Origin of the sequence: Enterococcus gilvus ATCC BAA-350, from assembly GCF_000407545.1 — a bacterium.
GTDB classification, from domain to species: Bacteria; Bacillota; Bacilli; order Lactobacillales; family Enterococcaceae; genus Enterococcus_A; species Enterococcus_A gilvus.
The window spans coordinates 1,636,517-1,662,265 of record NZ_ASWH01000001.1 but is presented as its reverse complement, the minus strand read 5'-3'; the positions used below and the strand labels follow the sequence as shown (position 1 = coordinate 1,662,265).

Annotated in this window: 21 protein-coding genes and 1 riboswitch; of the genes, 20 read left to right on the top strand and 1 reads right to left on the bottom strand. The window is 42.6% G+C overall.

The window, feature by feature from the left end; translation table 11 throughout:
• Window positions 1-75 precede the first annotated feature (75 nt).
• On the top strand, window positions 76-1,371 hold the full coding sequence (gene purB / locus I592_RS08180; protein WP_010780674.1) for an adenylosuccinate lyase: 1,296 nt from the start codon (window positions 76-78) through the stop codon (window positions 1,369-1,371).
• Between the two features lie 38 nt (window positions 1,372-1,409).
• On the opposite strand, the gene I592_RS08175 is transcribed toward purB, so the two are convergent.
• Window positions 1,410-1,781: a hypothetical protein gene (locus I592_RS08175; protein ID WP_010780675.1), complete on the bottom strand. Its 372-nt coding sequence runs from the start codon at window positions 1,779-1,781 to the stop codon at window positions 1,410-1,412.
• Between the two features lie 257 nt (window positions 1,782-2,038).
• Here I592_RS08175 and purC point away from each other — a divergent pair, with 257 nt between their 5' ends.
• The 19 genes from purC to I592_RS08075 all read left to right on the top strand — a co-directional run bounded on the left by purC (window position 2,039) and on the right by I592_RS08075 (window position 25,718).
• Window positions 2,039-2,755, top strand: a complete 717-nt coding sequence (purC, locus tag I592_RS08170; protein ID WP_010780676.1) for a phosphoribosylaminoimidazolesuccinocarboxamide synthase — start codon at window positions 2,039-2,041, stop codon at window positions 2,753-2,755.
• A gap of 2 nt (window positions 2,756-2,757) precedes the next feature.
• Window positions 2,758-3,012 carry a phosphoribosylformylglycinamidine synthase subunit PurS gene (gene purS / locus I592_RS08165; RefSeq protein ID WP_010780677.1) on the top strand — a complete coding sequence of 85 codons (255 nt, stop codon included), beginning with the start codon at window positions 2,758-2,760 and terminating at the stop codon, window positions 3,010-3,012.
• A 1-nt stretch (window position 3,013) separates the two neighbouring features.
• The gene (purQ, locus tag I592_RS08160) at window positions 3,014-3,694 is read left to right on the top strand and encodes a phosphoribosylformylglycinamidine synthase subunit PurQ (RefSeq protein ID WP_010780678.1); all 681 of its coding nucleotides are present in this window, start codon (window positions 3,014-3,016) and stop codon (window positions 3,692-3,694) included.
• Window positions 3,694-5,913 (top strand): phosphoribosylformylglycinamidine synthase subunit PurL, encoded by a 2,220-nt coding sequence (purL, locus tag I592_RS08155; RefSeq protein WP_010780679.1) that lies wholly within the window; start codon window positions 3,694-3,696, stop codon window positions 5,911-5,913. The genes purQ and purL overlap by 1 nt, the downstream gene beginning before the upstream one ends.
• Window positions 5,898-7,337, top strand: a complete 1,440-nt coding sequence (gene purF, locus I592_RS08150) for an amidophosphoribosyltransferase (RefSeq protein ID WP_010780680.1) — start codon at window positions 5,898-5,900, stop codon at window positions 7,335-7,337. Before purL ends, purF begins: the two co-directional genes overlap by 16 nt.
• A gap of 105 nt (window positions 7,338-7,442) precedes the next feature.
• Window positions 7,443-8,486 (top strand): phosphoribosylformylglycinamidine cyclo-ligase, encoded by a 1,044-nt coding sequence (gene purM, locus I592_RS08145; protein ID WP_010780681.1) that lies wholly within the window; start codon window positions 7,443-7,445, stop codon window positions 8,484-8,486.
• A complete protein-coding gene (gene purN, locus I592_RS08140) occupies window positions 8,483-9,055 on the top strand; it encodes a phosphoribosylglycinamide formyltransferase (protein ID WP_010780682.1) in 573 nt (190 codons plus the stop codon). The genes purM and purN overlap by 4 nt, the downstream gene beginning before the upstream one ends.
• Before the next feature lie 169 nt (window positions 9,056-9,224).
• On the top strand, window positions 9,225-10,757 hold the full coding sequence (purH, locus tag I592_RS08135; RefSeq protein ID WP_010780683.1) for a bifunctional phosphoribosylaminoimidazolecarboxamide formyltransferase/IMP cyclohydrolase: 1,533 nt from the start codon (window positions 9,225-9,227) through the stop codon (window positions 10,755-10,757).
• A 15-nt stretch (window positions 10,758-10,772) separates the two neighbouring features.
• The gene (purD, locus tag I592_RS08130; protein ID WP_010780684.1) at window positions 10,773-12,020 is read left to right on the top strand and encodes a phosphoribosylamine--glycine ligase; all 1,248 of its coding nucleotides are present in this window, start codon (window positions 10,773-10,775) and stop codon (window positions 12,018-12,020) included.
• Between the two features lie 217 nt (window positions 12,021-12,237).
• The gene (locus I592_RS08125) at window positions 12,238-12,666 is read left to right on the top strand and encodes a DUF3788 family protein (protein WP_010780686.1); all 429 of its coding nucleotides are present in this window, start codon (window positions 12,238-12,240) and stop codon (window positions 12,664-12,666) included.
• A 277-nt stretch (window positions 12,667-12,943) separates the two neighbouring features.
• Window positions 12,944-13,921, top strand: a complete 978-nt coding sequence (guaC, locus tag I592_RS08120) for a GMP reductase (RefSeq protein ID WP_010780687.1) — start codon at window positions 12,944-12,946, stop codon at window positions 13,919-13,921.
• 116 nt (window positions 13,922-14,037) lie between these two features.
• Window positions 14,038-15,459, top strand: coding sequence for an aminotransferase-like domain-containing protein (locus I592_RS08115; protein WP_010780688.1), 1,422 nt, complete (start codon window positions 14,038-14,040; stop codon window positions 15,457-15,459).
• Complete coding sequence (locus tag I592_RS08110) at window positions 15,460-16,191, top strand: nitroreductase family protein (protein WP_010780689.1); 732 nt, start codon at window positions 15,460-15,462, stop codon at window positions 16,189-16,191.
• A gap of 37 nt (window positions 16,192-16,228) precedes the next feature.
• A riboswitch (M-box (ykoK) riboswitch) is annotated at window positions 16,229-16,393 on the top strand.
• A 527-nt stretch (window positions 16,394-16,920) separates the two neighbouring features.
• Entirely contained in the window at window positions 16,921-19,527 is a 2,607-nt protein-coding gene (gene mgtA, locus I592_RS08100) for a magnesium-translocating P-type ATPase (RefSeq protein WP_010780690.1), read from the top strand.
• Between the two features lie 393 nt (window positions 19,528-19,920).
• The gene (pdhA, locus tag I592_RS08095; RefSeq protein ID WP_010780691.1) at window positions 19,921-21,030 is read left to right on the top strand and encodes a pyruvate dehydrogenase (acetyl-transferring) E1 component subunit alpha; all 1,110 of its coding nucleotides are present in this window, start codon (window positions 19,921-19,923) and stop codon (window positions 21,028-21,030) included.
• Between the two features lie 2 nt (window positions 21,031-21,032).
• The gene (locus tag I592_RS08090; protein WP_010780692.1) at window positions 21,033-22,010 is read left to right on the top strand and encodes an alpha-ketoacid dehydrogenase subunit beta; all 978 of its coding nucleotides are present in this window, start codon (window positions 21,033-21,035) and stop codon (window positions 22,008-22,010) included.
• 135 nt (window positions 22,011-22,145) lie between these two features.
• Entirely contained in the window at window positions 22,146-23,801 is a 1,656-nt protein-coding gene (locus tag I592_RS08085; RefSeq protein WP_010780693.1) for a dihydrolipoyllysine-residue acetyltransferase, read from the top strand.
• 7 nt (window positions 23,802-23,808) lie between these two features.
• Window positions 23,809-25,215 (top strand): dihydrolipoyl dehydrogenase, encoded by a 1,407-nt coding sequence (gene lpdA, locus I592_RS08080; protein WP_010780694.1) that lies wholly within the window; start codon window positions 23,809-23,811, stop codon window positions 25,213-25,215.
• 233 nt (window positions 25,216-25,448) lie between these two features.
• Window positions 25,449-25,718: a UPF0223 family protein gene (locus I592_RS08075; RefSeq protein WP_010780695.1), complete on the top strand. Its 270-nt coding sequence runs from the start codon at window positions 25,449-25,451 to the stop codon at window positions 25,716-25,718.
• Window positions 25,719-25,749: the final 31 nt, after the last annotated feature.

Here is a 25,749-nt window from a genome sequence, read left to right as displayed (position 1 = left end):
ACCAGTTGTAAAAGGATTACGAACGTTACGTAAGAAAAGTATCGAAATAACAAGTATGTTAAAAGGGAGAATACAATGATAGATCGCTATACAAGAGCTGAAATGGGAAATATCTGGAGTGACGAAAATCGCTATAAAGCATGGCTGGAAGTTGAAATATTAGCCGACGAGGCATGGGCAGAGCTTGGTGAGATCCCGAAAGAAGATGTTGAAAAGATTCGCGCAAACGCGGGGTTCGACATTGATCGTATCTTAGAGATCGAGCAATCGACAAAACATGATGTCGTTGCCTTCACACGTGCCGTTTCGGAAACATTGGGCGAAGAACGGAAATGGGTTCATTATGGATTGACCAGCACCGATGTCGTGGATACGGCGTATGGTTACTTGTATAAACAAGCCAATGATATTTTACGCCAAGATTTGCAAGACTTTTTGACTATTGTCGGCGAAAAAGCGAAAGAGAACAAAAACACAGTAATGATGGGACGGACCCACGGTGTTCATGCTGAGCCAACTACGTTTGGTCTGAAATTAGCGACGTGGTATTCAGAGATGAAACGCAATATCGAGCGTTTTGAGCATGCGGCTAAAGGGGTAGAAGCTGGGAAAATCTCAGGGGCTGTAGGAACATTCGCGAACATCCCGCCTTTTGTTGAAGAATATGTCTGTGAAAAATTAGGTATCCGTCCGCAAGAAGTATCGACTCAGGTATTGCCTAGAGATTTACACGCGGAATACTTTTCAAGCTTAGCTTTGATCGCTACGTCAATTGAGCGCTTTGCGACAGAAATTCGTGGTCTGCAAAAATCTGAGACCCGTGAAGTGGAGGAATTTTTCGCAAAAGGACAAAAAGGTTCTTCTGCTATGCCTCACAAGCGCAATCCGATTGGTTCTGAAAACATGACTGGGTTGGCCCGTGTTGTAAGAGGTCACCTGATCACTGCCTTTGAAGACGTGGCTTTATGGCATGAACGCGATATTTCACATTCATCAGCAGAACGGATCATTACTCCAGATACAACGATTCTTGTGGATTATATGCTGCATCGCTTTGGTACGATCGTTAAAAATCTGACCGTTTTTCCAGAAAATATGAAGCGCAACATGCAGGCGACATTCGGGTTGATTTATAGCCAACGTGTGCTATTGAAATTGATCGATAAAGGAATGACTCGTGAAGAAGCCTATGATCTAGTACAGCCGAAAACAGCTTACGCATGGGATCATCAAGTGCAATTCCGTCCGTTGCTTGAAGAAGATGAGAAAATCACGAAGGTATTGTCTGAATCTGATTTAGACGATGCATTTGACTATAATTATCATTTGAAAAATGTCGATCGCGTATTTGAACGTGTAGGTCTTAAATAAAAAAAATCTCTTGCCGAAGGGCAAGAGATTTTTTTGTTTCACGCATAAGAGTAAACATCTACGAAACAACTTTCATGAAGTTCCTGTAATAAGCAATCCACCAACTGGTACTCATAAGAATGGGTGTTTAATAGAATCTCGATCCGATAAGAATTCTTCAAAAACGAATGATCCTTAAATTGTTTGATCACTAAGGTATCTTGTGCTTGATTAGAGAAATTTAAACATTGCATCGCTTGAGATTGCTTTGGATGCAACATTTTTTTTAAATTTCGGTATGAGTAAAAACTGGTTCCTTGATTGAGATTGTGTGTAGTATCTAGTCCCAATAAGGCATTTAGCAATTGTTGTTTTTCTGTTTCTTCCATTGAATTAAGAAATGTATGAGCTGCTGCACCCGCGTCTAGCATAAGCGATTCCTCCATCTAATTCATTCGAGTTTAATATAGCATCATTTGCTTAAAATGTAAACGCTATCTCTTAGTGGTTAAGATAATTCCAATTGATACGACTAGCTAAAACACGAACGTTATACAGTTTTTGTGATTATAATATCCGATAAAGCGTTGAAAAAGTGAGGGGCAGTTGTTACACTAAAGATGAAGTTGATAAACGAACGATTTGAACATTATGTTTCATAATGTTCAGAAAAAAGGGGCGCGCTAACGTGGAAAAAACGACTTTATTGTATGAAGGCAAAGCAAAAAAATTATTTAAAACAGACGATCCAGCGATTGTTTGGGTCGAATACCTCAATCAGGCAACTGCTTTAAACGGTGCAAAAAAAGATCAAATTAGCGGTAAAGGCGAACTTAATAATCAAATCACTGCTCAAATCTTTAATTTTTTAAAAAGTAAAGGAATCAACAATCACTTTATCGAACTACTGTCGGAGAAGGAGCAATTGATTCAGACGGTCGAGATCATTCCATTGGAAGTAGTGGTAAGGAATGTGGCAGCGGGAAGTTTTTCAAAACGATTGGCTATACCAGAGGGAACCCCACTGAATAGACCCATCGTAGAATTTTATTATAAAAACGATGCGCTGGAAGATCCAATGATCATTGAGGACCATATTGAATTCCTGCAACTTGCAACGACGGATGAGATTGCCCAGTTGAGAAAAATGGCTTTAGAAGTCGACGAAGCGTTGACGGCGCTATTTGACTCGATGGATATTACGCTGATTGACTTTAAATTAGAGTTTGGTCGTCAGAAAGATGGGTCGATTTTACTAGCAGATGAAGTTTCTCCGGATACTTGCCGTTTATGGGACAAGAAAACGAAGGAACATTTAGACAAAGATATTTATCGTCGTGACTTAGGAGATATTATCCCGATATACCAAGAAGTACTAAATAGATTAGAAAAGCGAGGAGAATAAGAATGTATTTTGTGAAAGTTTATGTTACGTATAAGGATTCTGTGTTAGACCCCCAAGGAGAAGCAGTAAAGGGTGCGGTTCATCGTTTAGGCTATGATGAGATCGAAGAAGTACGTATCGGGAAATATTTTGAAATCAAAGTGGCGAAAAATGACCGCCCTGTAGAAGAAATGATTGAAGAAGTTTGTGACAAATTATTAGCCAACGTAAACATGGAGACGTATCGCTACGAAATTTTGACAGCGGAGGAAGTGTAGCATGAAATTTGCAGTCATTGTATTTCCCGGTTCAAATTGTGATTTGGATATGTACTGGGCAATGAAGGAAATCATGGGAGCAGATTGCGAGTATGTTCGATATGATTCCGACAGTCTAGAAGGGTTTGATGGCGTATTGCTTCCAGGCGGATTCTCTTATGGAGACTACTTACGCTGCGGTGCAATCGCTCGGTTTGCGGCGATCATGTCGGAGGTTATTCGGTTTGCTGAAGAAGGAAAGCCTGTTTTTGGGACCTGTAATGGGTTTCAGATCTTGACAGAAGCTGGTCTTTTACCTGGTGCGCTGCGTCGCAATGATTCCTTGAAATTTATCAGCAAGATCACACCACTCACTGTTGTGAATAACCAAACAAAATTTACTTCTGAATATGAAGCGAATGAAACGATCCAAATTCCTGTTGCCCACGGTGAAGGAAGCTATTATTGCGATGAAAAAACTTTGGCTGAGCTAAAGGCGAACGATCAAATCGTCTTCACTTATGAAGGTGAAAACATCAACGGAAGTGTCGCAAATATCGCAGGGATCACGAACAAGGCAGGAAATGTCTTAGGAATGATGCCGCATCCAGAACGAGCAATGGAGACATTACTGGGTTCTGATGACGGAAAGAAATTCTTCGCTTCAATACTAACTAATTTTGGAAAGGTGACTGCAAACTAATGATGAAAGTTGAACCTACAGCTCAAGAGATCAAAGATCAGCGCATTTATGCTGGATGGGGGTTGACTGATGAGGAATATCGCCTGATTTCCGAGGACATCCTTGGCCGCCTTCCGAATTATACAGAAACGGGCTTATTTTCTGTTATGTGGAGCGAGCATTGTTCGTATAAAAATTCGAAGCCTGTATTACGCAAGTTCCCAACAGAGGGGGCGCAAGTGTTGCAAGGACCTGGAGAAGGTGCTGGGATCGTGGACATTGGTGATGGACAAGCGGTTGTTTTTAAAGCAGAAAGCCACAATCATCCTTCCGCAGTCGAACCATATGAGGGGGCAGCAACAGGTGTCGGCGGGATCATTCGCGACATTTTCAGTATGGGTGCCCGTCCGATCGCTATTTTAGATTCATTGCGTTTCGGTGAGTTGACTACCGCTCGTACGAAGTATTTATTAGAAGAAATCGTTGCAGGAATCAGTGGTTATGGGAATTGTATCGGTATTCCGACTGTCGGCGGAGAAGTGGCATTCGATGCTTGTTATGAGGGAAATCCATTAGTCAATGCGATGTGTGTGGGCTTGATCGACCATAAGGATATCCAAAAAGGCCAAGCAAAGGGCGTTGGCAATTCGATCATGTACGTTGGGGCTAAAACGGGTCGAGATGGTATTCATGGCGCAACGTTTGCTTCTGAAGAATTTGTTGAAGGGGAAGAACAACAGCGTTCGGCCGTTCAAGTAGGCGATCCCTTCATGGAAAAACTTTTATTAGAGGCATGCTTGGAATTGATCTTAGAGCATTCAGATATTTTGGTCGGAATCCAAGACATGGGAGCGGCCGGCTTGGTTTCTTCTAGTTCAGAGATGGCTTCAAAAGCCGGCTCTGGGTTAAAACTGTACTTGGATGATGTCCCGCAACGAGAAACACAGATGACCCCTTACGAAATGATGCTTTCGGAATCACAGGAGCGGATGCTGATTTGTGTGGAACAAGGGCATGAAGAGGAAGTTGTTGCATTGTTCAAACGCTATGAGTTGGATGCAGTGACTATCGGTGAGGTAACGGATGACGGGATGTACAGCTTGTATCATCACGGAGAGGAAGTCGCGAATTTGCCCGTTGATGCATTGGCTGAAGATGCGCCTGTGTATGAAAATGAAAAACGCGAACCCGCACGTATCCAAGAATTCGCAGCGATGGCTGATTTTGAACCAGAAGTTTCCGATGGAACAGAAACATTATTGGCGTTATTGCAGCAGCCGACGATCGCTTCAAAGAGAATGATCTATGAGACCTATGATTCTCAGGTTCGAACAAATACGGTTGTCAGACCCGGGAGTGACGCGGCTGTTTTACGGGTTCGTGGAACAAATAAAGCCTTGGCGATGACGACTGACTGTAATGCCCGGTACTTGTATTTGAACCCTGAAGTAGGCGGTCAAATCGCAGTTGCTGAAGCAGCACGTAATATTATTGCTTCTGGCGGACAGCCTTTGGCGATCACGGACTGTTTAAATTACGGTTCTCCAGAAAAACCAGAAGGCTTCTGGGAATTGTGGACTTCGGCAGACGGTATTTCAGCGGCTTGTCGTACATTGAATACACCAGTTATTTCAGGAAATGTGTCCATGTACAATGAGACGAACGGGAAAGCGATTTACCCAACACCAATGATTGGTATGGTGGGCTTGATCGAGGACTTAGCTCACATTACGACTCAGGAGTTCAAGAATGCGGACGACTTGATCTATATTGTTGGCGAAACAAAGGACGATTTCAATGGAACTGAAATTCAAAAAATGCAAACAGGAAAAATTGAAGGAAAATTGATGGACTTTGATCTCGCTGTCGAAAAAGCAAATCAAGACTTCGTTCTTGCTGCGATCAAAGCGGGTCTCATTGAAAGTGCTCATGACTGTGCAGAGGGCGGATTGGCAGTAGCCATCGCTGAGTCAGCATTCACGAATCATTTAGGTGTTGAGATTGCTGTTGATATGCCTATCGAAACCCTTTTTGCAGAAACTCAATCTCGTTTTGTTCTATCGGTAAATCCAGAGAAGCAAGCGGACTTTGAGGCTTTAGCAGGGAAGAAAGCTTTGAAGGTCGGCAAGGTGACGAATTCCGGGAACCTACGCATGAGCGCTGTGGGCGGTGAGATCACAGTCGCTACAGAGGAAGCTGAAAAATTATGGGAGGAAGCCATTCCATGTCTAATGAAGTAAAAAGTTTAAATGAAGAGTGTGGCGTTTTCGGCATCTGGGGTCACCCAGATGCTGCACGCGTCACTTATTTTGGCTTGCATAGTTTGCAGCACCGTGGTCAAGAAGGTGCTGGAATCGTTAGTAATGACAGCGGCAAATTAATGAGTACTCGTGGTCTAGGATTGTTGTCTGAAGTCTTTAAAGATGAGCGTCAATTAAACCAGTTAACAGGGCAAGCAGCGATTGGTCATGTGCGCTATGCGACGGCAGGAAACAGCAGTGTCGATAATATCCAGCCTTTTTTATTCAATTTCTATGATGGGGATTTTGCGTTAGCTCATAATGGAAATTTGACCAATGCAAAAAGTTTGCGAAAGGAATTGGAAATTGATGGAGCCATCTTCCATTCAAACTCTGATACTGAAATTTTGATGCACTTGATTCGCCGCAGTCAAAAGGAAACATTGTGTGAACGAATGAAGGAGGCCCTAAACACGGTCAAGGGCGGCTTCGCTTACCTGATGCTGACAGAAGAATCGATGGTGGCGGCACTTGATCCTAACGGCTTTCGCCCGTTGTCTATTGGACAAATGGTCAATGGCGCGTATGTCGTAGCATCGGAAACGTGTGCGCTGGAAGTCGTTGGCGCCACGTTTATTCAAGATGTGAATCCAGGCGAGATCATCACGATCAACGATGAAGGCCTAAAAGTCGAACATTTTACGAAAGAGACACAACACGCCATTTGTTCAATGGAATATATTTATTTTGCCCGTCCCGATTCAAACATTGCTGGCGTGAACGTTCACAGTGCGCGCAAAAACATGGGGCGCATTTTATCACAGGAAGACGGCATTGACGCAGATATGGTGGTGGGTGTGCCAAATTCATCCTTATCAGCGGCAAGCGGCTATGCAGAAGAATCAGGCATCCCCTATGAAATGGGGTTAGTAAAAAATCAATATGTCGCCAGAACGTTTATCCAGCCAACTCAAGAATTGCGGGAGCAAGGGGTGCGGATGAAGCTTTCGGCTGTCCGAGGTGTCGTTGAGGGCAAACGAGTTATTATGGTGGATGACTCGATCGTCCGCGGGACAACGAGCCGTCGCATCGTAAACTTATTAAAAGAAGCAGGTGCGAAGGAAGTTCACGTGCGCATTGCTTCGCCTCCTTTGCGCTATCCTTGTTTTTACGGGATTGACATACAAACCCGCAAAGAGCTGATTGCGGCCAATCATTCAATTGAAGAAATTCGCGAACTGATCGGTGCAGATTCTCTTTCTTTTTTAAGTGAAGAAGGACTGATCAACGCTATTGGGTTACATTTTGACGCACCCTATTCAGGGTTGTGCATGGCCTATTTTAACGGAGACTATCCGACACCGTTATACGATTATGAGGCACATTACCAAGCAACACTGAAGGAAAAGACTTCGTTTGTTTAAAGCGGCTGATATCAAAGGCCCAGGCGCATGATAGATGCGGTAAAGGGTCTATAAATTTTCTGTTTTTCTAAATGAATCAACAAAAACGAATAAGGGGCGAAACGAGTGGGAAATGCATATTCCAGAGCTGGTGTAGATGTTGAGGCCGGTTATGAAGTAGTGGAGCGTATCAAAAAGCATGTGAAAAGGACCGAAAGATTAGGCGTCATGGGTGCCATCGGCGGATTTGGCGGCTGTTTTGACTTGAGCCAATTCGATGTAAAAGAGCCTGTTCTAGTCTCAGGAACAGACGGGGTCGGAACAAAATTGATGGTAGCGATTCAGGCGGACAAACATGATACGATCGGGATCGATTGTGTCGCTATGTGTGTGAACGATATCGTAGCACAAGGAGCAGAACCGTTATACTTTCTAGATTACATCGCAACAGGAAAAAATATACCCGCGCGATTGGAACAAGTGGTTGCTGGTGTTGCGGAAGGCTGTGTGCAAGCAGGAGCAGCCTTGATCGGTGGAGAAACTGCTGAGATGCCGGGAATGTATGGTGAAGACGATTATGATCTTGCAGGTTTTACAGTGGGAATCGCTGAGAAAAGCCAAATGATCACCGGCGAGAAAATTTCGGAGGGCGACATCTTAGTTGGTTTGCCTTCTTCAGGAATTCATTCAAATGGCTACTCCTTAGTTCGGAAAATTTTCTTCGAAACGAATCATTTTTCATACGACGAGAAGCTGCCGGAGCTTTCTGGCACTCTCAGCGATGAAATTTTGACACCAACAAAGATTTATGTTGACGCAGTAATGCCTCTGATCAAAAAGGAATTAGTGAATGGGATCGCCCATGTGACGGGTGGCGGCTTTGTAGAAAATTTACCAAGAATGCTGCCGGACGCATTGGCCTGCGAGATCCACTTAGATGCGTGGCCTGTTTTACCGATCTTTGACGCGCTAGCAAAGTACGGAAAAATTCCTGAAATGGAAATGTACGAAATTTTCAATATGGGGATTGGAATGGTCTTGGCTGTTTCTCCAGAAAAATTAGACGCTGTCAAAGCGGATCTCACTGAACGAAACGAAGCCTTCTTTCTAATCGGCAAAGTGACGAAAAAAGAGGAAGCAGCGATTCTTTTCAAAGGGAAAAAAATATGAGAATAGCCGTTTTAGCTTCAGGAAATGGGTCGAACTTTGAAGTGATCGCTCAGGCCGTCAAAGATAAAGAGATCCCGGCCGAGTTGGTTTTGCTGTTTTCTGATCATCGCGATGCCTATGTGTTAGAACGAGGAAAGAAATTTTCGATTCCTTGTGAGAGCTTCGAGTTGAAAGAGTTTCCTGATAAGAAAAGTTACGAAGCAGCCCTGTTAAAGAAATTGAAGGATCACGAGGTTGAATTGGTCGTATTAGCGGGGTATATGCGCATTATCGGCGAAGACTTGTTAACAGCATTTCCGAATCGAATCGTCAATATCCATCCAGCCCTGCTCCCTGATTTTCCAGGTTTACACGGGATCAGAGACGCCTATGAGGCAGGGGTAAAGGAAACAGGCGTGACGATTCACTATGTCGATCGCGGCGTGGACACAGGACCGATCATTGCTCAAGGGAAAGTATCTGTTGCTGAAACAGACAGCTTGAGTGATTTAGAAACGAAGATCCATGCAGTTGAACACCAGCTTTACCCTCAGGTTTTAGCAGAAATTGTAAAAGAATCTGACAACTGAGAAGTTTACACATACTAAGCGAATCGCTCTAAAACTTTACAAATGTAAAGAAAAAGCGAGAAAAACTTTTCAATTGGAAAGTCAAATGCCTAATTGCTTGGTATTCGATATACGTATTTAGTCGTTCACAAACAAAATGAATTCATTACTATGAATAAGGAGAATCATAATGACAAGAGCATTGATTAGTGTTTCAGATAAAACCGGAATTGTAGAATTTACTAAAGGATTGATTGACGCAGGGATTGAGATTATTTCTACGGGCGGGACTAAAAAAGTACTAGACGATGCCGGACTATCGACCTTGAGTATTGACGAAGTTACTGGTTTTCCAGAAATGATGGACGGCCGCGTGAAGACGCTGCATCCAAAAATCCATGGTGGGTTATTAGGCCGCCGCGATCTAGCAAGTCATTTAGAGGCAATGCAGGCGCAGGATATTCTGCCGATTGATTTTGTTTGCGTAAATCTCTATCCATTTAAAGAAACGATCTCTAAAGCAGACGTCACGGAGGCAGAAGCGATTGAGAACATTGATATCGGCGGGCCAAGCATGCTTCGTTCCGCTGCGAAAAACTTCGCATCGGTAACGGTCGTTGTTGATCCAGAAGATTATTCACTTGTGTTAGCAGAAATGAAAAGTAATCAGGCGACTACGTTAGAAACGCGGAAACGTTTAGCGGCGAAAGTTTTCCGTCACACTGCGGCCTACGATGCCTTAATCGCAGAATACTTAACGAATCGTGTAGAAGAGCTGGAACCAGAAAAAATGACGTTGACCTATGAGCTGAAGCAAACGCTGCGGTATGGGGAAAATAGTCATCAAACGGCTGCTTTTTATCAAAATGCCCGACCGGTTTCTTATTCGATTGCCAGTGCGGAACAATTACACGGGAAAGAATTGTCCTACAATAATATTAAGGATGCCGATGCGGCTATTCGTATTGCCAGAGAATTTTCCGACCCTACTGTAGTGGCACTGAAGCATATGAATCCATGTGGGATCGGTAGCGGCCGAACGATTGCAGAGGCGTATCAATTTGCATATGAGGCAGACCCTACTTCTATCTTTGGCGGTATCTTAGTCGCAAACCGCGAAATCGACCTAGAAACAGCAGAAGAAATGCACAAGCTATTTTTAGAAATTATTATTGCTCCAAGCTTCAGCAAGGAAGCCTTTGACGTATTATCAAGCAAGAAAAACCTGCGCTTAATGACGTTGGATTTCAGCAACACGAACAGCGATCAGCAAGAAGTGGTGTCTGTTCTAGGCGGCTTGCTTGTTCAAGAGCAAGATGTTGTGACAGAAATTCCAGAAGAATGGGAAGTAGCTACAGATCGGAAACCAACAGACGAAGAGCTGAAGGCATTGGCATTTGCTTGGAAAGCCGTGAAGCATGTAAAATCGAATGCGATCGTTGTCGCAAACGCTCATCAAACTGTCGGCGTTGGTGCAGGTCAAATGAATCGAGTAGGCTCCGTAAAAATTGCTCTTGAAGAGGCAAAAGGCCGGATGGAAGGGGCAGTTTTAGCGAGTGATGCTTATTTCCCAATGGATGACAGTGTAGAATACGCGGCACAGCATGGAATCAAGGCGATTGTTCAGCCGGGTGGAAGTATTCGTGACAAGGATTCAATCGCGATGGCTAATAAATATGGTGTAGCGATGGTCTTCACTGGCGTTCGTCATTTCAAACATTAATTTGAGGAGGATTCAATGAAGGTATTAATTATTGGCAGCGGCGGACGTGAACATGCGATTGCGAAAAAAATGCTGGAAAGTCCAAAGGTAACAGATGTCTTTTGTGCAAAGGGCAATCCTGGCATGAAAAAGGACGGGATTCAGCGCCTCGATATTGCAGAAGATGATCACGAAGCGCTGATCTCATTTGCAAAAGAACAGGGCATCGCTTGGACCTTTGTAGGACCTGAGATTCCGCTATTAAATGGGATCGTGGATGATTTCCAAAAAGCTGGATTAAAAATATTTGGTCCGAATAGAGCAGCCGCAATGATCGAGGGTTCCAAGGAATTCGCGAAAAAACTCATGGTGAACAATCAAATCCCGACGGCGGAGTACGAAGCCTTTACTGACTATGAGGCAGCGTGCGCGTATGTCAGAGAAAAAGGCGCACCCATCGTCATCAAAGCGGATGGGTTGGCAGCGGGCAAAGGCGTTACTGTTGCACTCACCTTAGACGATGCGTTGCAAGCATTGAAAGAAATGATGACGGATCATCGCTTCGGTGAGAGTGGTGACAAAGTCGTGGTGGAAGAATTTTTAGCGGGGGAAGAATTTTCACTACTCGCATTTGTAAAGGACGAAGAAGTCTATCCAATGGTCATCGCTCAGGACCACAAACGTGCTTATGACGGCGATCAAGGTCCAAATACTGGTGGGATGGGGGCCTATTCACCAGTCCCTCAAATTTCTTCAGAGATAGTAACGTCTGCGTTAGAAAAAATAGTCAAGCCAGCAGCTTTAGGAATGATCAAAAACGATACGCCCTTTACAGGAATCTTATATGCTGGACTGATCGCGACAGAAAAAGGGCCAAAAGTCATTGAATTCAATGCTCGCTTTGGTGATCCTGAAACACAGGTTGTCCTGCCTCGACTGACAAGTGATCTTGCACAGATCATTGATGATCTGCTGAACAATTGTAAGCCAGAGCTGACTTGGAGCGAACGAGCGTCCGTGGGCGTCGTATTGGCGGCAGAAGGCTATCCGAATGACTATAAAAAAGGGATGGATATACCAACCTTTAATGACCAAGTGACCGTTTATTATGCAGGAGTCGCTGATAAGAATGAAGCAATCGTGGCTTCAGGCGGACGAGTACTCTTAGTAGAAGCAGAAGCCGACACGATTGAAGCAGCGCAAAAGAAAGTATACCAAGCGTTGGATGAAGCTACTACCAAAAACTATTTTTATCGCCGGGATATTGGTGATAAATCAAAATAATTAAAAAAGGCCGATGGGTCTTTTTTTTTTTTTTTGGTTATAGGAGTAACCGGATTAAAAAAATGACAGTTTTCATTAAAAATGGTAAACTGAATATGAAAAAAACGTTAAAAGAATATATGAAATTGAAGAAAAATAAAAAGAATTTAACTCATACAACCATTGCATTAGTTAGAATTATTTTTCGTTCCACAGCGTATTGAAAGAGGCGAGGACTATGGAAAGAAAACGATCCAAGGCTGATGATGAAAAGAGAGAACTCCAGACGATCTTATCAGGATTGCCAAATTCCCAATATCTAAAAATCTTATTAGCTCAGATCATGAGACATTATGATCCGAAAATCACATACATATTCCAAAAAAAATCAGGCTGGCAATTAGTGATCGAGCAATACAACGGTCTACTTTGTCAAATCAAGATTCATGAAAACTATTTCTCCGTGAGCACTCCCTTCCCAGATTTTGGTATAAGCTATTTGACTCCGATGGTAAAGGTGATGTCGAAGGAGTTTAAGGAAAAATTTGAAGACGTGTCAAAAAAAACGCAGAAGATCGAAATGAATGTGACAAACGAAGAAGAAATGGAAGATGTTATCTTTTTAATCAGTCTACAGGCGAAAAAATTAAGAAGTGCTTTAGTATAAAAAGGTAATGTTCGTGTTTTTTGCGATAAAATTTAAAATCAGCTTGCTTTTTAACCGGATATGTTGTAAATTACATAGGGCGATACTGCCCTATGTTTTTTTATCGTTCGCGATTTACACGTATCAGGTACTGTTAAGAGGGTGTGTATGCATCGGTTGACAGTTGTAACGTTTGTTTTGTGTAAAGCTTCGCGCGACGAGAACACGGTCATTTTTCATAAGTAAAAAAATGACGAGAATAAAACGAGATAGCTATGTTATCCATTGGAGGCCATTTATGAAAGTATTTGATTATGAAGATATTCAGTTGATCCCCAACAAATGTATTGTGAACAGCCGATCAGAATGTGACACGACTGTTAAATTAGGGAAATTCAGTTTTAAAATGCCTGTTGTACCAGCCAATATGCAAACGATCATCGATGAAACGATTGCTGAATTTTTGGCAGAAAATGGGTATTTCTATATTATGCATCGCTTTTATGAAGAGGAGCGAATTCCTTTCATTAAAAAAATGCAAGCGCGCGGGTTGTTTACATCAATCAGTGTCGGCGTCAAAGGCTACGAATATGATTTTGTAAAACAGTTGGCTGAAGAGAAGTTGAACCCTGATTTTATCACGATCGATATTGCTCATGGTCATTCAGATGCGGTCATCAATATGATCAAACACATAAAAACATACTTGCCGGAAACCTTCGTTATCGCTGGAAATGTCGGCACGCCAGAAGCTGTACGTGAATTGGAAAATGCCGGAGCTGATGCGACAAAACTAGGAATTGGACCGGGGAAAGTATGTATTACTAAAATTAAAACAGGCTTTGGTACGGGTGGATGGCAGTTAGCTGCGTTAAGCTGGTGTGCTAAAGCAGCACGGAAACCAATTATTGCAGATGGCGGGATTCGTACACATGGCGATATTGCGAAATCTATTCGCTTTGGTGCAACGATGATCATGATTGGTTCTCTATTTGCTGGACACGAAGAATCTCCTGGGGAAACAATGGTGGAGGAAGGCGTTGTATACAAAGAATACTTCGGTAGTGCTTCTGAATTCCAAAAAGGCGAAAAGAAAAACGTGGAAGGTAAGAAAATTTGGATACCTTATAAAGGTTCTTTAAAAGACACTTTAGTAGAAATGCAGCAGGACTTGCAATCCTCTATCTCCTATGCTGGTGGCAATGACTTAGAAGCCTTGCAAAAAGTAGATTATGTCATCGTTAAAAATTCGATTTTTAATGGTGATACCATTTAAAAGATTTTAAAAAGACTCCTGTCGTTTGCTTGGCAGGAGTCTTTTTCTTTGTTCAATTGACATGAAAATATAATTGGATTAATGTTAAATCATCCAATTATAAACGGGGGATGACCATGTGGGAACTAGCAGAAAATAAGTCTACGCCGATTTATCAACAAATCATTGAACAAATTATTACGTATATCCAAGAGGGAACCTTGAAACCAGGCGATAAATTACCGGCAGAACGGAAGCTGGCAGAACATTACCAAGTGAATCGGTCAACCGTCGTTCACGCATTGGATGAGCTAGTCAGTCTTGGCTGGATCTTGCGTCGGCAAGGCAGTGGAACAGTGGTGAATGAAGGAAATTGGGGACGCAGTACGACTCCCCGGGTCGATTGGCGCCGTCTATTCACGCAGGAATCGCACCCTAAAGAGTCTTTTCTAGAAAAAATCCACCCCTTATTATCTGATCCTGAGGCAATTGATCTTTACTCAGGAGACCTGCCCCTCAATTTGATCCCTGATTTTCGATTTCCCTCTTACACGTGGGAAGAATTACTGTTAGAGGAACAGAAGCAAAGCCCTCTTGGCTACCGGCCGTTGCAGCAGATTATCTGTAAGCGAATTAAACTAGAACAAAAAATCGACGTTTCGGCAAATCAAGTCTTGATTACTTCGGGCGCACAACAAGCGATGTTCTTATTGCTGCAGGTGATGTTACAAAGTGGTGATAGCGTGGCGATTGAGGACCCTTCTTTTTTATACTCACTACCAATCTTCGCAAGTGCCGGTGTTAAATTGTATGGCGTAGAGATGGATCAAGAAGGGATGCGTATCGATAAGCTGGAGCAGCTCATCCTGACTAAGAAAATAAAATTGATCATTCTGAACCCGACCTTTCAAAATCCGACTGGGACGACCATGTCAGAAAATCGACGAAAAGAATTGATTGCACTTAGTCATAACTATCAGATACCGATCGTGGAAGACGAAGTGTTTAGCGAAATGAATTTTATCGATCTGCCGCCGTCTTTAAAGGAGCTAGCACCACATCAAGTCATCCACTTGGGTTCACTCTCTAAATTGTTGGGTTCGTCCATCAAAATTGGCTGGGTCGTTGCTGATCAAGATCTGATTCAACGGTTGTCCGAGGCAAAACAAATGATGGATTTTTCGATCAGTATTTTCCCCCAAGTAATTGCTCATACAGCATTAACAGACGCGCACTTTGAAAAAAATCAGGAAGCGCTCGTGGCAACCTTGAAGCAAAAGGCTCATGACTTCGCTGCGGCATCGGATCAGATCGCAGACGATTGGGCAATATCTAAAATCGATGGCGGCATCTATGTGTATTTGACCTGGAAACATCAGCGTTTGACGAGAAAAGATTGGGAGATTTTTCTAAGAGAAAAAATAGCGATAGCCCCCGCATTCCTTTTTAGTAATGATACAATGGCAATGAGGGTGAATTATACTCGGCTGACGAAAAAAACACAGAAACAGTTTTTTGATCAGCTAAAACGTATTTCAAGAGAATTAAGGAGGAGTTAAATGGAAGCATTGGAGATTTTAAATCAGCACCGGACCTATAGAAGCTTTGATGAAACGTATCAATTATCAGAGGAGGAACTGCACAAAATCCTAAACGCAAGTCGACAAGCGCCTAGTTGGATGAACGGTCAAATGTATAGCATTGTCGTAATTAGAGATCAAGAAATAAGAAAACAACTGGTAGCGATGAATCCTGGAAATCCTCATATGCTCCACAGTTCGGCCTTTTTAGTTTTTGTAGCAGATTTAAAACGCACGGAGAAAGTTGCGCGCCATTATGGCACCGATTATCCTATTGATTCCGGCTTAGACCCATTGATAACGGCGGTCACAGATACAGCATTGGCATTAGAAAATGCCGTGATCGCAACAGAGGCCTTGGGATTGGGATCTGTTGTTGTCGGCTCCATCCGAAAAGATATTTCAGAAGTCAGCAGACTATTAAACTTGCCTGATTACGTGATGCCTGTGGCTGGACTAAGTATCGGAAAGCCAAACGTAGAAATGAGAATCAAACCACGTTTACCGGAAGAGGCAGTTGTCCATTATGACACTTACCAAGAATACGACTATGGATTGATCGAAACCTATGATGATACGATGGAGAAATTCGCGGAAGCTCGCGAAACAAAACGTTGGAGTAAAAAATTCGCCGACTATTTTGGTGCTGCACCTAATAAAAAAGTAGATGAATTTCTGAAAATGAACAAGTTTTTTCAGCCAAATATTTGACACTTCGTTTTAAGTACCCTATAGTGAGAATGTAAATAAGAATAATTGTTAGGTGAGGCTCCTATATGGACACAGGCTACTGCCCAAAAATGTCGAGAGACGCCAATGGGTAGAACAGGGATCATCGTGAAGGTGATTCATAACGTAGCTGACAACTTTTGTCTACGCCCTATAGTGCTAAAGCTCGACGATGAACATGAATGATTTTTCGCGCGTGCTCATTTTCGAGCACGCGCTTTTTGCGAGTTCTACTACGCGCTTCAGCGCGTTAGTAGAATCGTATGCGTACGAAAATAAACGTATTTTTCGCTCTTCGAAAAATACGATCCAAAGATATGAGCTAGCGGCGAGTTCAACCACAAATTTCAGCGCGTTACTAAAATCATATGCGTACGAAAATAACCGTATTTTTCGCTCTTCGAAAAATACGATCCATAAATATGAGCTAGCAGCGAGTTCGACCACAAACTTCAGCGCGTTAATTTCAGTGAATGAATAGATTCCTTCACGCAGGCTTATTATAGAAGCATTTGTAATGGATGAACAATTATTGCGCACATGGACATGGCTGCGGCAGCTAGTCAAAATGTTGAATCTCTATACGTTTCACTTAGGCAAAAATATAAGATCGAAAGGATGTGAGGAAGATGGATCATGAGGATAGTCGACCGAAAAGCAAATACGATAGGACTACTTCGATTGTCCTGAATTTTAGGAGGAACCATTATGATGAACAAAAAAAACCTTCTTGCTCGCAAAATCAATAAAGATCAAGAATTAAAAAAACTAGCAATTTTACCTGACCGTGACCTTTTTCTAAACTTGCGAACATCTTTACAGGGCTTATCCGAAGAAGATGCGAAAAGTCGTTTGGAAGAATACGGTCCAAATGAGGTTTCCTCACAAAAGCCGACGCCTGGCATGTTATTATTCCTTCAATCCTTTAACGATCCATTTGTCTACGTACTGGCGCTATTAGCAATTGTTTCTTTACTGACGAATGACCTAGAAGCCGCAGTTGTAATGACGATCATGATCTTGGCCAGCGTCTTGATAACCTTTATTCAAGAATACCGTTCGCAAAAAGCGAGTATCGAATTAAAAGAAATGATTGAAAACACCGCAGCAATCACGCGGAACGGAGAAACAAAAGAAATTCCGATGGATGAAATCGTACCTGGTGACATTTTGACGTTAGCGACTGGCGACATGATCCCAGCAGATGCCGTGTTGATTTGGACGAAAGACCTTTTCGTCAACCAATCATCGTTAACGGGAGAATCAATGCCCGTTGAAAAATACCTTGCAGAAGAAAACGAAGTAACAGAAGAAACAACGGCATTGGACTTAACGAATCTGGTATTTATGGGAACAGATGTGTTGAGTGGTCAAGGAAAAGCAATTATTTTAAAAACCGGACAACAAACATTTTTTGGAGATATTGCCAGAAACGCGACCTCAAAGCGTGGAAAAACGTCCTTTGATATTGGGTTAGCTAAGGTCAGCAAGCTGTTGTTACGGATGGTCATGGTTTTATTCCCGCTTGTTTTCTTGATCAATGGCTTAACAAAAGGGGATTGGAGCAGCGCTTTCTTCTTCGCGATTGCCGTAGCTGTCGGTTTGACTCCAGAGATGTTGCCAATGATCGTCAGCTCTAACTTGGCTAAGGGTGCTTTGACACTTTCAAAACACAAAGTGATCGTAAAAGAATTAGCCTCTATTCAAAATTTAGGAAGCATGGATGTCCTCTGTACAGATAAGACAGGGACGATCACTGAGGATCGCGTGGTTCTTGTAGAGCATCTTGATCCATTGGGAAATGAAAATGAACAAGTCTTAGATTTAGCATTCATGAATTCCACCTATCAAACAGGTTGGAAAAATCTGATGGATATCGCTGTTATTAATTATTTTGAAGAACAAGACCGTCAATTGCCGTATCAAGCGGTTCAAAAGATCGATGAAATCCCCTTTGACTTTTCACGCCGTCGCTTAACGGTTGTCATGAAAACAGATGATCATCAATTAATGATCACTAAGGGTGCCGTGGAAGAGATGGCGGAGATTTGTAAATATGTAGAAATTAATGGAGAGATTTTGGAGCTTACTTCTGAGATTCGCCACCAATTGCAAACGGTGAATGAAAAAATGAACCGTCAAGGAATGAGGGTCATCACTGTGGCTGTTCGTCGTGACGCACATGATGAAGCTATCTATTCTACTGAAGACGAAAAAGATATGATCTTGATCGGCTTCATGGGATTCCTGGACCCAGCGAAGGCTTCCGCAAAACCAGCCATCAAATCCCTTCATCAGCATGGGGTAGTGGTGAAAGTCTTGACTGGAGACAATGCGATCGTCGCGCAAAAGGTTTGTCAGGATGTAGGGATCTCAGCAGATGATTACCTATTAGGAAACCAAATAGACGACATGTCGGAAGATGAATTGTATCAAGCTGCAGAAAAAATCAATTTATTTGCGAAACTAAATCCTATGCAAAAATCTCGGATCATTGAATCGTTGCAAAGTAAAGGTCATACTGTGGGCTTTATGGGAGATGGAATCAATGATGCTCCTGCTTTAAGAAAAGCGGATGTAGGGATCTCAGTGGATACAGCGGCGGATATTACAAAAGATGCCAGCTCGATTATTTTACTAGAAAAAAGTTTGGGTGTTCTTGAGAATGGTGTCATTGAAGGCCGCCGTGTCTTCAGTAATATGATGAAATACATCAAGATCACGATCAGCTCGAACTTCGGGAATGTGTTCTCTATTCTGATCGCAAGTGCCTTCTTGCCATTCTTGCCTATGCTGTCGATCCAATTGCTATTGCAAAATTTAATCTATGATTTCGCGCAATTGACGATTCCTTGGGATAATGTGGACGAGGAAGAATTGCAAGTACCAACGAAATGGGAAACAAAAGGTCTCTTGAAATTTACTGTGTGTATCGGTCCGATCAGTTCCGTTTTTGACATCATTACGTTTTTAGTTATGTGGTTTGTTTTTGGTGCCAATACAGTTGGGACACAGAACCTGTTCCAAACAGGATGGTTCATGATCGGGTTAACGACACAATCATTGGTCGTTTTGATGGTTCGGACGAGAAAAATTCCATTTATCCAAAGTCGGCCAGCACCTCAAGTGTTCATTAGCTTGCTGATGGCAGTAGTTGTAGGAATACTTGTCGTATTAACCCCGATCGCTGAACAATTTGATTTTGTACATTTGCCAATTACTTATTGGTTCTGGTATGTCGGAATCGTGATCGTTTATATGTTAGCCACGCAATTAGGAAAAGTTCTTTATATCAAACTTGCTAAAGAATGGATCTGAACTATAACAGAATAGCCTGTGTTGCTATTCTGTTTCTTTTATTGTGAAAAAAGGCAACAAATCCAAAGACTTGAGGAGCGATCCTTGAGTCTTTTTTTGACTTTCCAGACAGGAAGTATCGGCTGGTTGACCAAGAATTGCTGTTCTTTTGGAGTATCCAACTTTATTTGAAATTTATAAGAAGAAAATCCGCTTAAAAACAGGCTGAATGGTCTTTCACATGGCTAAAAGGTGAAACGCTTCAATTCGTTCAAAACCAGTGAGCAAGTTTGTTGTCATTTGACTATAAAAATGCTAATTTAGAGAAGAAGGGGCAATAGCAATAATACAGATTGACTTGCTGTTGCACTGATAACAAGACTGAATTTACTTAAGAGAGGAAAGTGTGACACCATGGCAGAAAAAAAGTTAACGATTGATTTTGAAGCCTTACTAAAAGATGTAAACGCGGATTTCCCCGTGTACCAAGCGCTAGATGAAGACGGAAAGATTGTGAATGAGAATCTAGTTCCTGACTTGTCGGATGACGAACTTGTTGAATTAATGACTTCAATGGTTTGGTCGCGTGTTTTGGACCAACGTTCAACGGCATTGAACCGTCAAGGACGTTTAGGATTTTTCGCTCCAACTGCTGGACAAGAAGCCAGCCAATTAGCGAGTCACTTCGCATTTGAAAAAGAGGATGTTCTATTACCAGGGTATCGTGATGTGCCTCAATTGATCAAACATGGTCTGCCGCTAGCAGAAGCCTTCTTATGGTCTCGTGGTCACGTTGCTGGGAACAACTATCCTGCTGAATTACAAGCATTACCACCACAAATCATCATCGGAGCTCAATATGTACAAGCTGCCGGTGTCGCATTAGGATTGAAAAAACGCGATAGTAAAAATGTTGTTTTCACATATACAGGTGATGGCGGTTCTTCACAAGGTGATTTCTATGAAGCGATCAACTTTGCAGGGGCTTATCATGCAAACGCTGTATTCTACATTCAAAACAATGGCTTCGCGATCTCAACACCTCGTGAAAAACAAACTGCTGCGAATACATTGGCTCAAAAAGCAGTTGCAGCCGGAATTCCTGGTATCCAAGTGGATGGAATGGACCCATTGGCTGTTTATTATGTATCTAAGAAAGCACGTGAATGGGCAGCAAACGGCAACGGTCCAGTATTGATCGAGACATTGACGTACCGTTATGGTCCACATACTTTGTCTGGAGACGATCCAACACGTTACCGTTCAAAAGAAATGGATGACGAATGGACAAAGAAAGACCCATTGGTTCGCTTCCGTAAATATTTAACGGAAAAAGGTTTATGGTCAGAAGAACAAGAAGAAAAAGTGATCGAAGCAACAAAAGAAGAAATCAAACAAGCGATCACAGATGCTGACCGTGTACCGAAACAAAAGGTTTCTGATTTCTTGAAAAATATGTATGAAGTACAACCTCAAAACATTAAAGAACAAGTTGAATTCTATGAAGCGAAGGAGTCGAAATAATCATGGCACAAAAAACAATGATCCAAGCAATCACAGATGCCTTAGCTCTGATGCTTGAAAAAGACAAAGAAGTTTTAATTTTCGGTGAAGACGTTGGTAAAAATGGCGGAGTATTCCGTGCAACTGAAGGTCTTCAAGAAAAATTCGGCGAAGATCAAGTGTTCGATACACCGTTGGCTGAATCCGGTATCGGCGGTTTGGCTTTCGGACTTGCTTTACAAGGCTTCCGTCCAGTTCCAGAAATCCAATTCTTTGGATTCGTCTTTGAAGCGATGGATGAGATCGTCGGACAAATGGCTCGTACACGTTACCGTATGGGAAATACACGGAATTTACCAGTAACGATCCGCGCACCGTTTGGTGGTGGTGTTCATACACCAGAACTTCACTCAGACAACTTAGAAGGCTTGATGGCTCAATCTCCAGGCTTACGCGTGGTGATTCCTTCAAATCCTTACGATGCAAAAGGTTTGTTGATTGCATCAATTCGCAACAATGACCCAGTTGTATTCTTAGAACACATGAAATTGTACCGTTCATTCCGTGAAGAAGTACCAGAAGGAATTTACGAAGTACCATTGGATAAAGCTGCCGTTACAAAAGAAGGCTCGGATGTTTCGATCATTACCTATGGTGCGATGGTCCGTGAAGCGATCAAAGCAGCAGACAACTTGGCAAAAGAAAACATCAATGCAGAAATTATTGACCTACGTACTGTAGCGCCGCTTGATGTAGATACGATCATCAAATCTGTTGAAAAAACAGGACGTGTAGTCGTTGTCCAAGAAGCACAAAAACAAGCAGGTGTCTCTGCACAAGTAATCTCAGAAATTTCTGAACGTGCGATTCTTTCATTGGAAGCGCCAATCGGACGTGTTTCTGCTCCAGATACGATTTTCCCATTTGGACAAGCAGAAGGTATCTGGTTGCCGAACGCAGCAGATATTGAAGCAAAAGTAAAAGAAATCGTAGCATTTTAATTGTCAGGTTTACGAGTCTATTTTAGTAGATTCGTAAACGGGCATGCATCTGAGACTATTGAATTTTATATAAGGAAAATTCATTACTAGCAAGCTAGCTTAAATGCTGGCAAATAGAAATAAGGAGCGAAAATCATGGCTTACCAATTTAAATTGCCTGACATCGGTGAAGGCATCGCTGAAGGCGAAATCGTCAAATGGTTCGTCCAAGCTGGCGACACAATTAATGAAGATGATACATTATTAGAAGTACAAAACGATAAATCAGTGGAAGAAATTCCCTCTCCAGTAACTGGAACGGTTAAAAAAATTATTGTAGACGAAGGAACCGTAGCGAATGTCGGTGACGTATTAGTGGAAATCGATGCGCCGGGACACGAAGACAATGAAGGCGACGCAGGTGTCGCAGCAGAATCTCAAACACCGGAAGCACCAGCAGCAGAACCAACTGTCGAAAGCGGATCAAGCGAAAGCAATAGTTCTGACAATGGCGGCGGCGTTTTCCAATTCAAATTACCAGATATCGGTGAAGGAATTGCAGAAGGTGAGATCGTTAAGTGGTTTGTTAAAGCTGGCGACACGATCGAAGAAGACGATACATTGCTAGAAGTACAAAACGATAAATCAGTAGAAGAAATCCCTTCTCCAGTAACTGGAACAATCAAAAAAGTCATCGTAGACGAAGGTACAGTCGCTAATGTTGGCGATGTATTGGTCGAAATCGATGCACCTGGACACAATGATGCCAGTGCTTCTTCAAGCGAAAGCTCTGCACCTGCAGAAGCGCCAAAAGCAGAAGCAAAAGGTGATTCTTCCGTCGTCGAAGCAAGCAACCCTGACAAACGTGTGTTGGCTATGCCATCTGTTCGTCAATATGCTCGTGAAAAAGACGTTGATATCTCTCAAGTAACAGCTACTGGTAAAGGTGGACGTGTGACAAAAGAAGACATCAACACATTCGTTTCTGGCGGCGGACAAGCTGCACCAGCGAAAGCAGACGAAAAACCAACAGAAACAACGACGTCAACTTCAGGTGCTTCAGCGAAAGCGGAAAAACCTGCGCAAGCATTTAGTTCAACTATGGGCGAAATGGAAACTCGCGAGAAATTGACACCAACACGTAAAGCTATTGCCAAAGCAATGGTCAACAGCAAGCATACTGCTCCTCATGTAACGTTGCATGATGAAGTAGAAGTGTCTAAGCTTTGGGATCACCGTAAGAAATTCAAACAAGTGGCTCTAGACAATGGCACAAAATTAACCTTCTTGCCTTACGTCGTTAAAGCGTTGACTGCGACTGTGAAGAAATACCCAGTCTTAAACGCATCGATCGATGATGCGGCACAAGAGATCGTTTATAAAAATTACTACAATATCGGTATTGCAACGGACACCGATCATGGATTATATGTACCAAATGTGAAAAATGCGGACACTAAAGGCATGTTCAAGATCGCTGATGAAATCAACGAAAAAGCGGCCTTGGCACATGATGGGAAATTATCAGGAGACGATATGCGTAATGGAACTATTACGATCTCAAATATCGGTTCAGTGGGCGGCGGCTGGTTCACACCAGTCATCAACTACCCTGAAGTTGCGATCCTTGGCGTTGGTACGATTGCGCAACAACCAATCGTCAATGACGAAGGCGAATTAGCGGTTGGCCGTGTGATGAAACTTTCATTAAGCTTCGACCATCGCATCGTTGATGGGGCGACAGCGCAAAAAGCGATGAACAATATCAAACGTTTATTAGCTGACCCAGAATTATTATTAATGGAAGGATGATAAAATCATGGTAGTTGGAGATTTCGCCATTGAATTAGATACAGTTGTAATCGGTGCAGGACCTGGCGGCTACGTAGCCGCTATCCGCGCCGCAGAAATGGGACAAAAAGTAGCGATCATTGAACGGGAATATATTGGCGGCGTTTGTTTGAACGTCGGCTGTGTACCCTCGAAAGCCTTGATTTCTGCTGGACACCATTACCACGATTCACTTGACTCGACAATGTTCGGCGTGACAAGCGAAAACGTGAAGTTAGATTTTGCTAAAACGCAAGATTGGAAAGAAAACGAAGTCGTTAATAAATTAACGACAGGCGTAAAATTTTTACTGAAGAAACACAAAGTGGAGATCATCGAAGGCGAAGCGTTTTTTGTTGATGATCAAACATTACGGGTGATTCATCCGGATTCAGCACAAACGTATTCATTTAACAATGCCATTGTCGCAACAGGTTCTCGTCCAATCGAGATCCCAGGCTTCAAATTTGGCGGACGTGTGTTGGACTCTACTGGTGGATTGGCTTTAGAAGCTGTACCAGAAAAAATGGTCATTATTGGCGGAGGCGTCATCGGTGCGGAATTAGGCGGCGCATATGCGAACCTTGGTGCGGAAGTGACGATCCTTGAAGGAACGCCGCAAATCCTGCCAACCTATGAAAAAGACATGGTTCAGCTTGTCGAAAAAGATTTCAAACAAAAAGGTATCAAGGTCGTGACCTCTGCAATGGCACGTGAAGCTGTAGATAACGGCGACAGTGTTACAGTACGCTATGAAGTAGACGGAAAAGAAGAAACGATCGATGCAGACTACGTGATGGTCACTGTCGGACGTCGTCCAAACACGAATGACATGGGCTTGGAACAAGCCGGTGTCGAAATGACGGAACGCGGATTGATCACTGTAGACAAACAAGGACGTACGAATATCCCTAGTATTTATGCTATTGGTGATATCGTTCCTGGCGCAGCGTTGGCCCATAAAGCCAGCTATGAAGCAAAAATTGCCGCTGAGGCGATTTCTGGTAAAAAAGTAGCGGTTGATTACAAAGCAATGCCGGCTGTTGCTTTTACTGATCCAGAATTAGCTACAGTAGGTATGACGATCAAAGATGCGAAAGAAGCGGGTCTGGAAGCGAAAGCATTCAAATTCCCATTCTCTGGTAACGGTCGTGCCTTGTCATTAGGCAAAACAGAAGGCTTTATCCGTTTGGTTACAACAGTCGAAGACAATGTGATCATTGGCGGGCAAATTGCCGGTGTTGGTGCTAGTGATATGGTTTCTGAGTTGGCGTTGGCCATCGAATCAGGAATGAACGCGGAAGACATCGCATTGACGATCCATCCGCACCCATCATTAGGTGAAATTGTAATGGATGCCTCTGAGCTAGCTTTAGGGATGCCGATCCATATTTAAAACGATGTTTTTAAAAGCCAAAATCCTCTAGAGGGGATTTTGGCTTTTTTTGAGTGAACTTCACACAGGCTATAAGAAATCTAAAAGTCATTTAATGCTAAAAAAGTAGGGAAATAAGAGGGAGACAAGGTATCGTTTACGGCATTTTCCGACTAAAGAAACGTGTTTGTGAATCCAAAAAAGCGGGTAAGAATCATTTTATGTTAAACTGTTTTTGAATGGAGCGTGGGAAAGTGGCAAATTATAGTTATCCAATCGATGAAGACTGGTCACACGATGAAATTACAACCGTGATAAATTTTTTCAATTTAGTCGAAGAAGCTAATGAGAATGGAATAGACAAAGAACGATTTCTAAATGGCTACAAAAGATTTAAAACAGTGGTTAAAAGTATTGGCGAGGAAAAGCGATTAGGGCGAGAATTTCAAGAAGTGAGTACGTATTCGATCTATCATACAGTCAAGAAGGCCAAAGAAACGCCGTCTAAGCGGTTTAAAATGTAGTCAGTGTATCAATTGCTTCTGGCGGGACAAA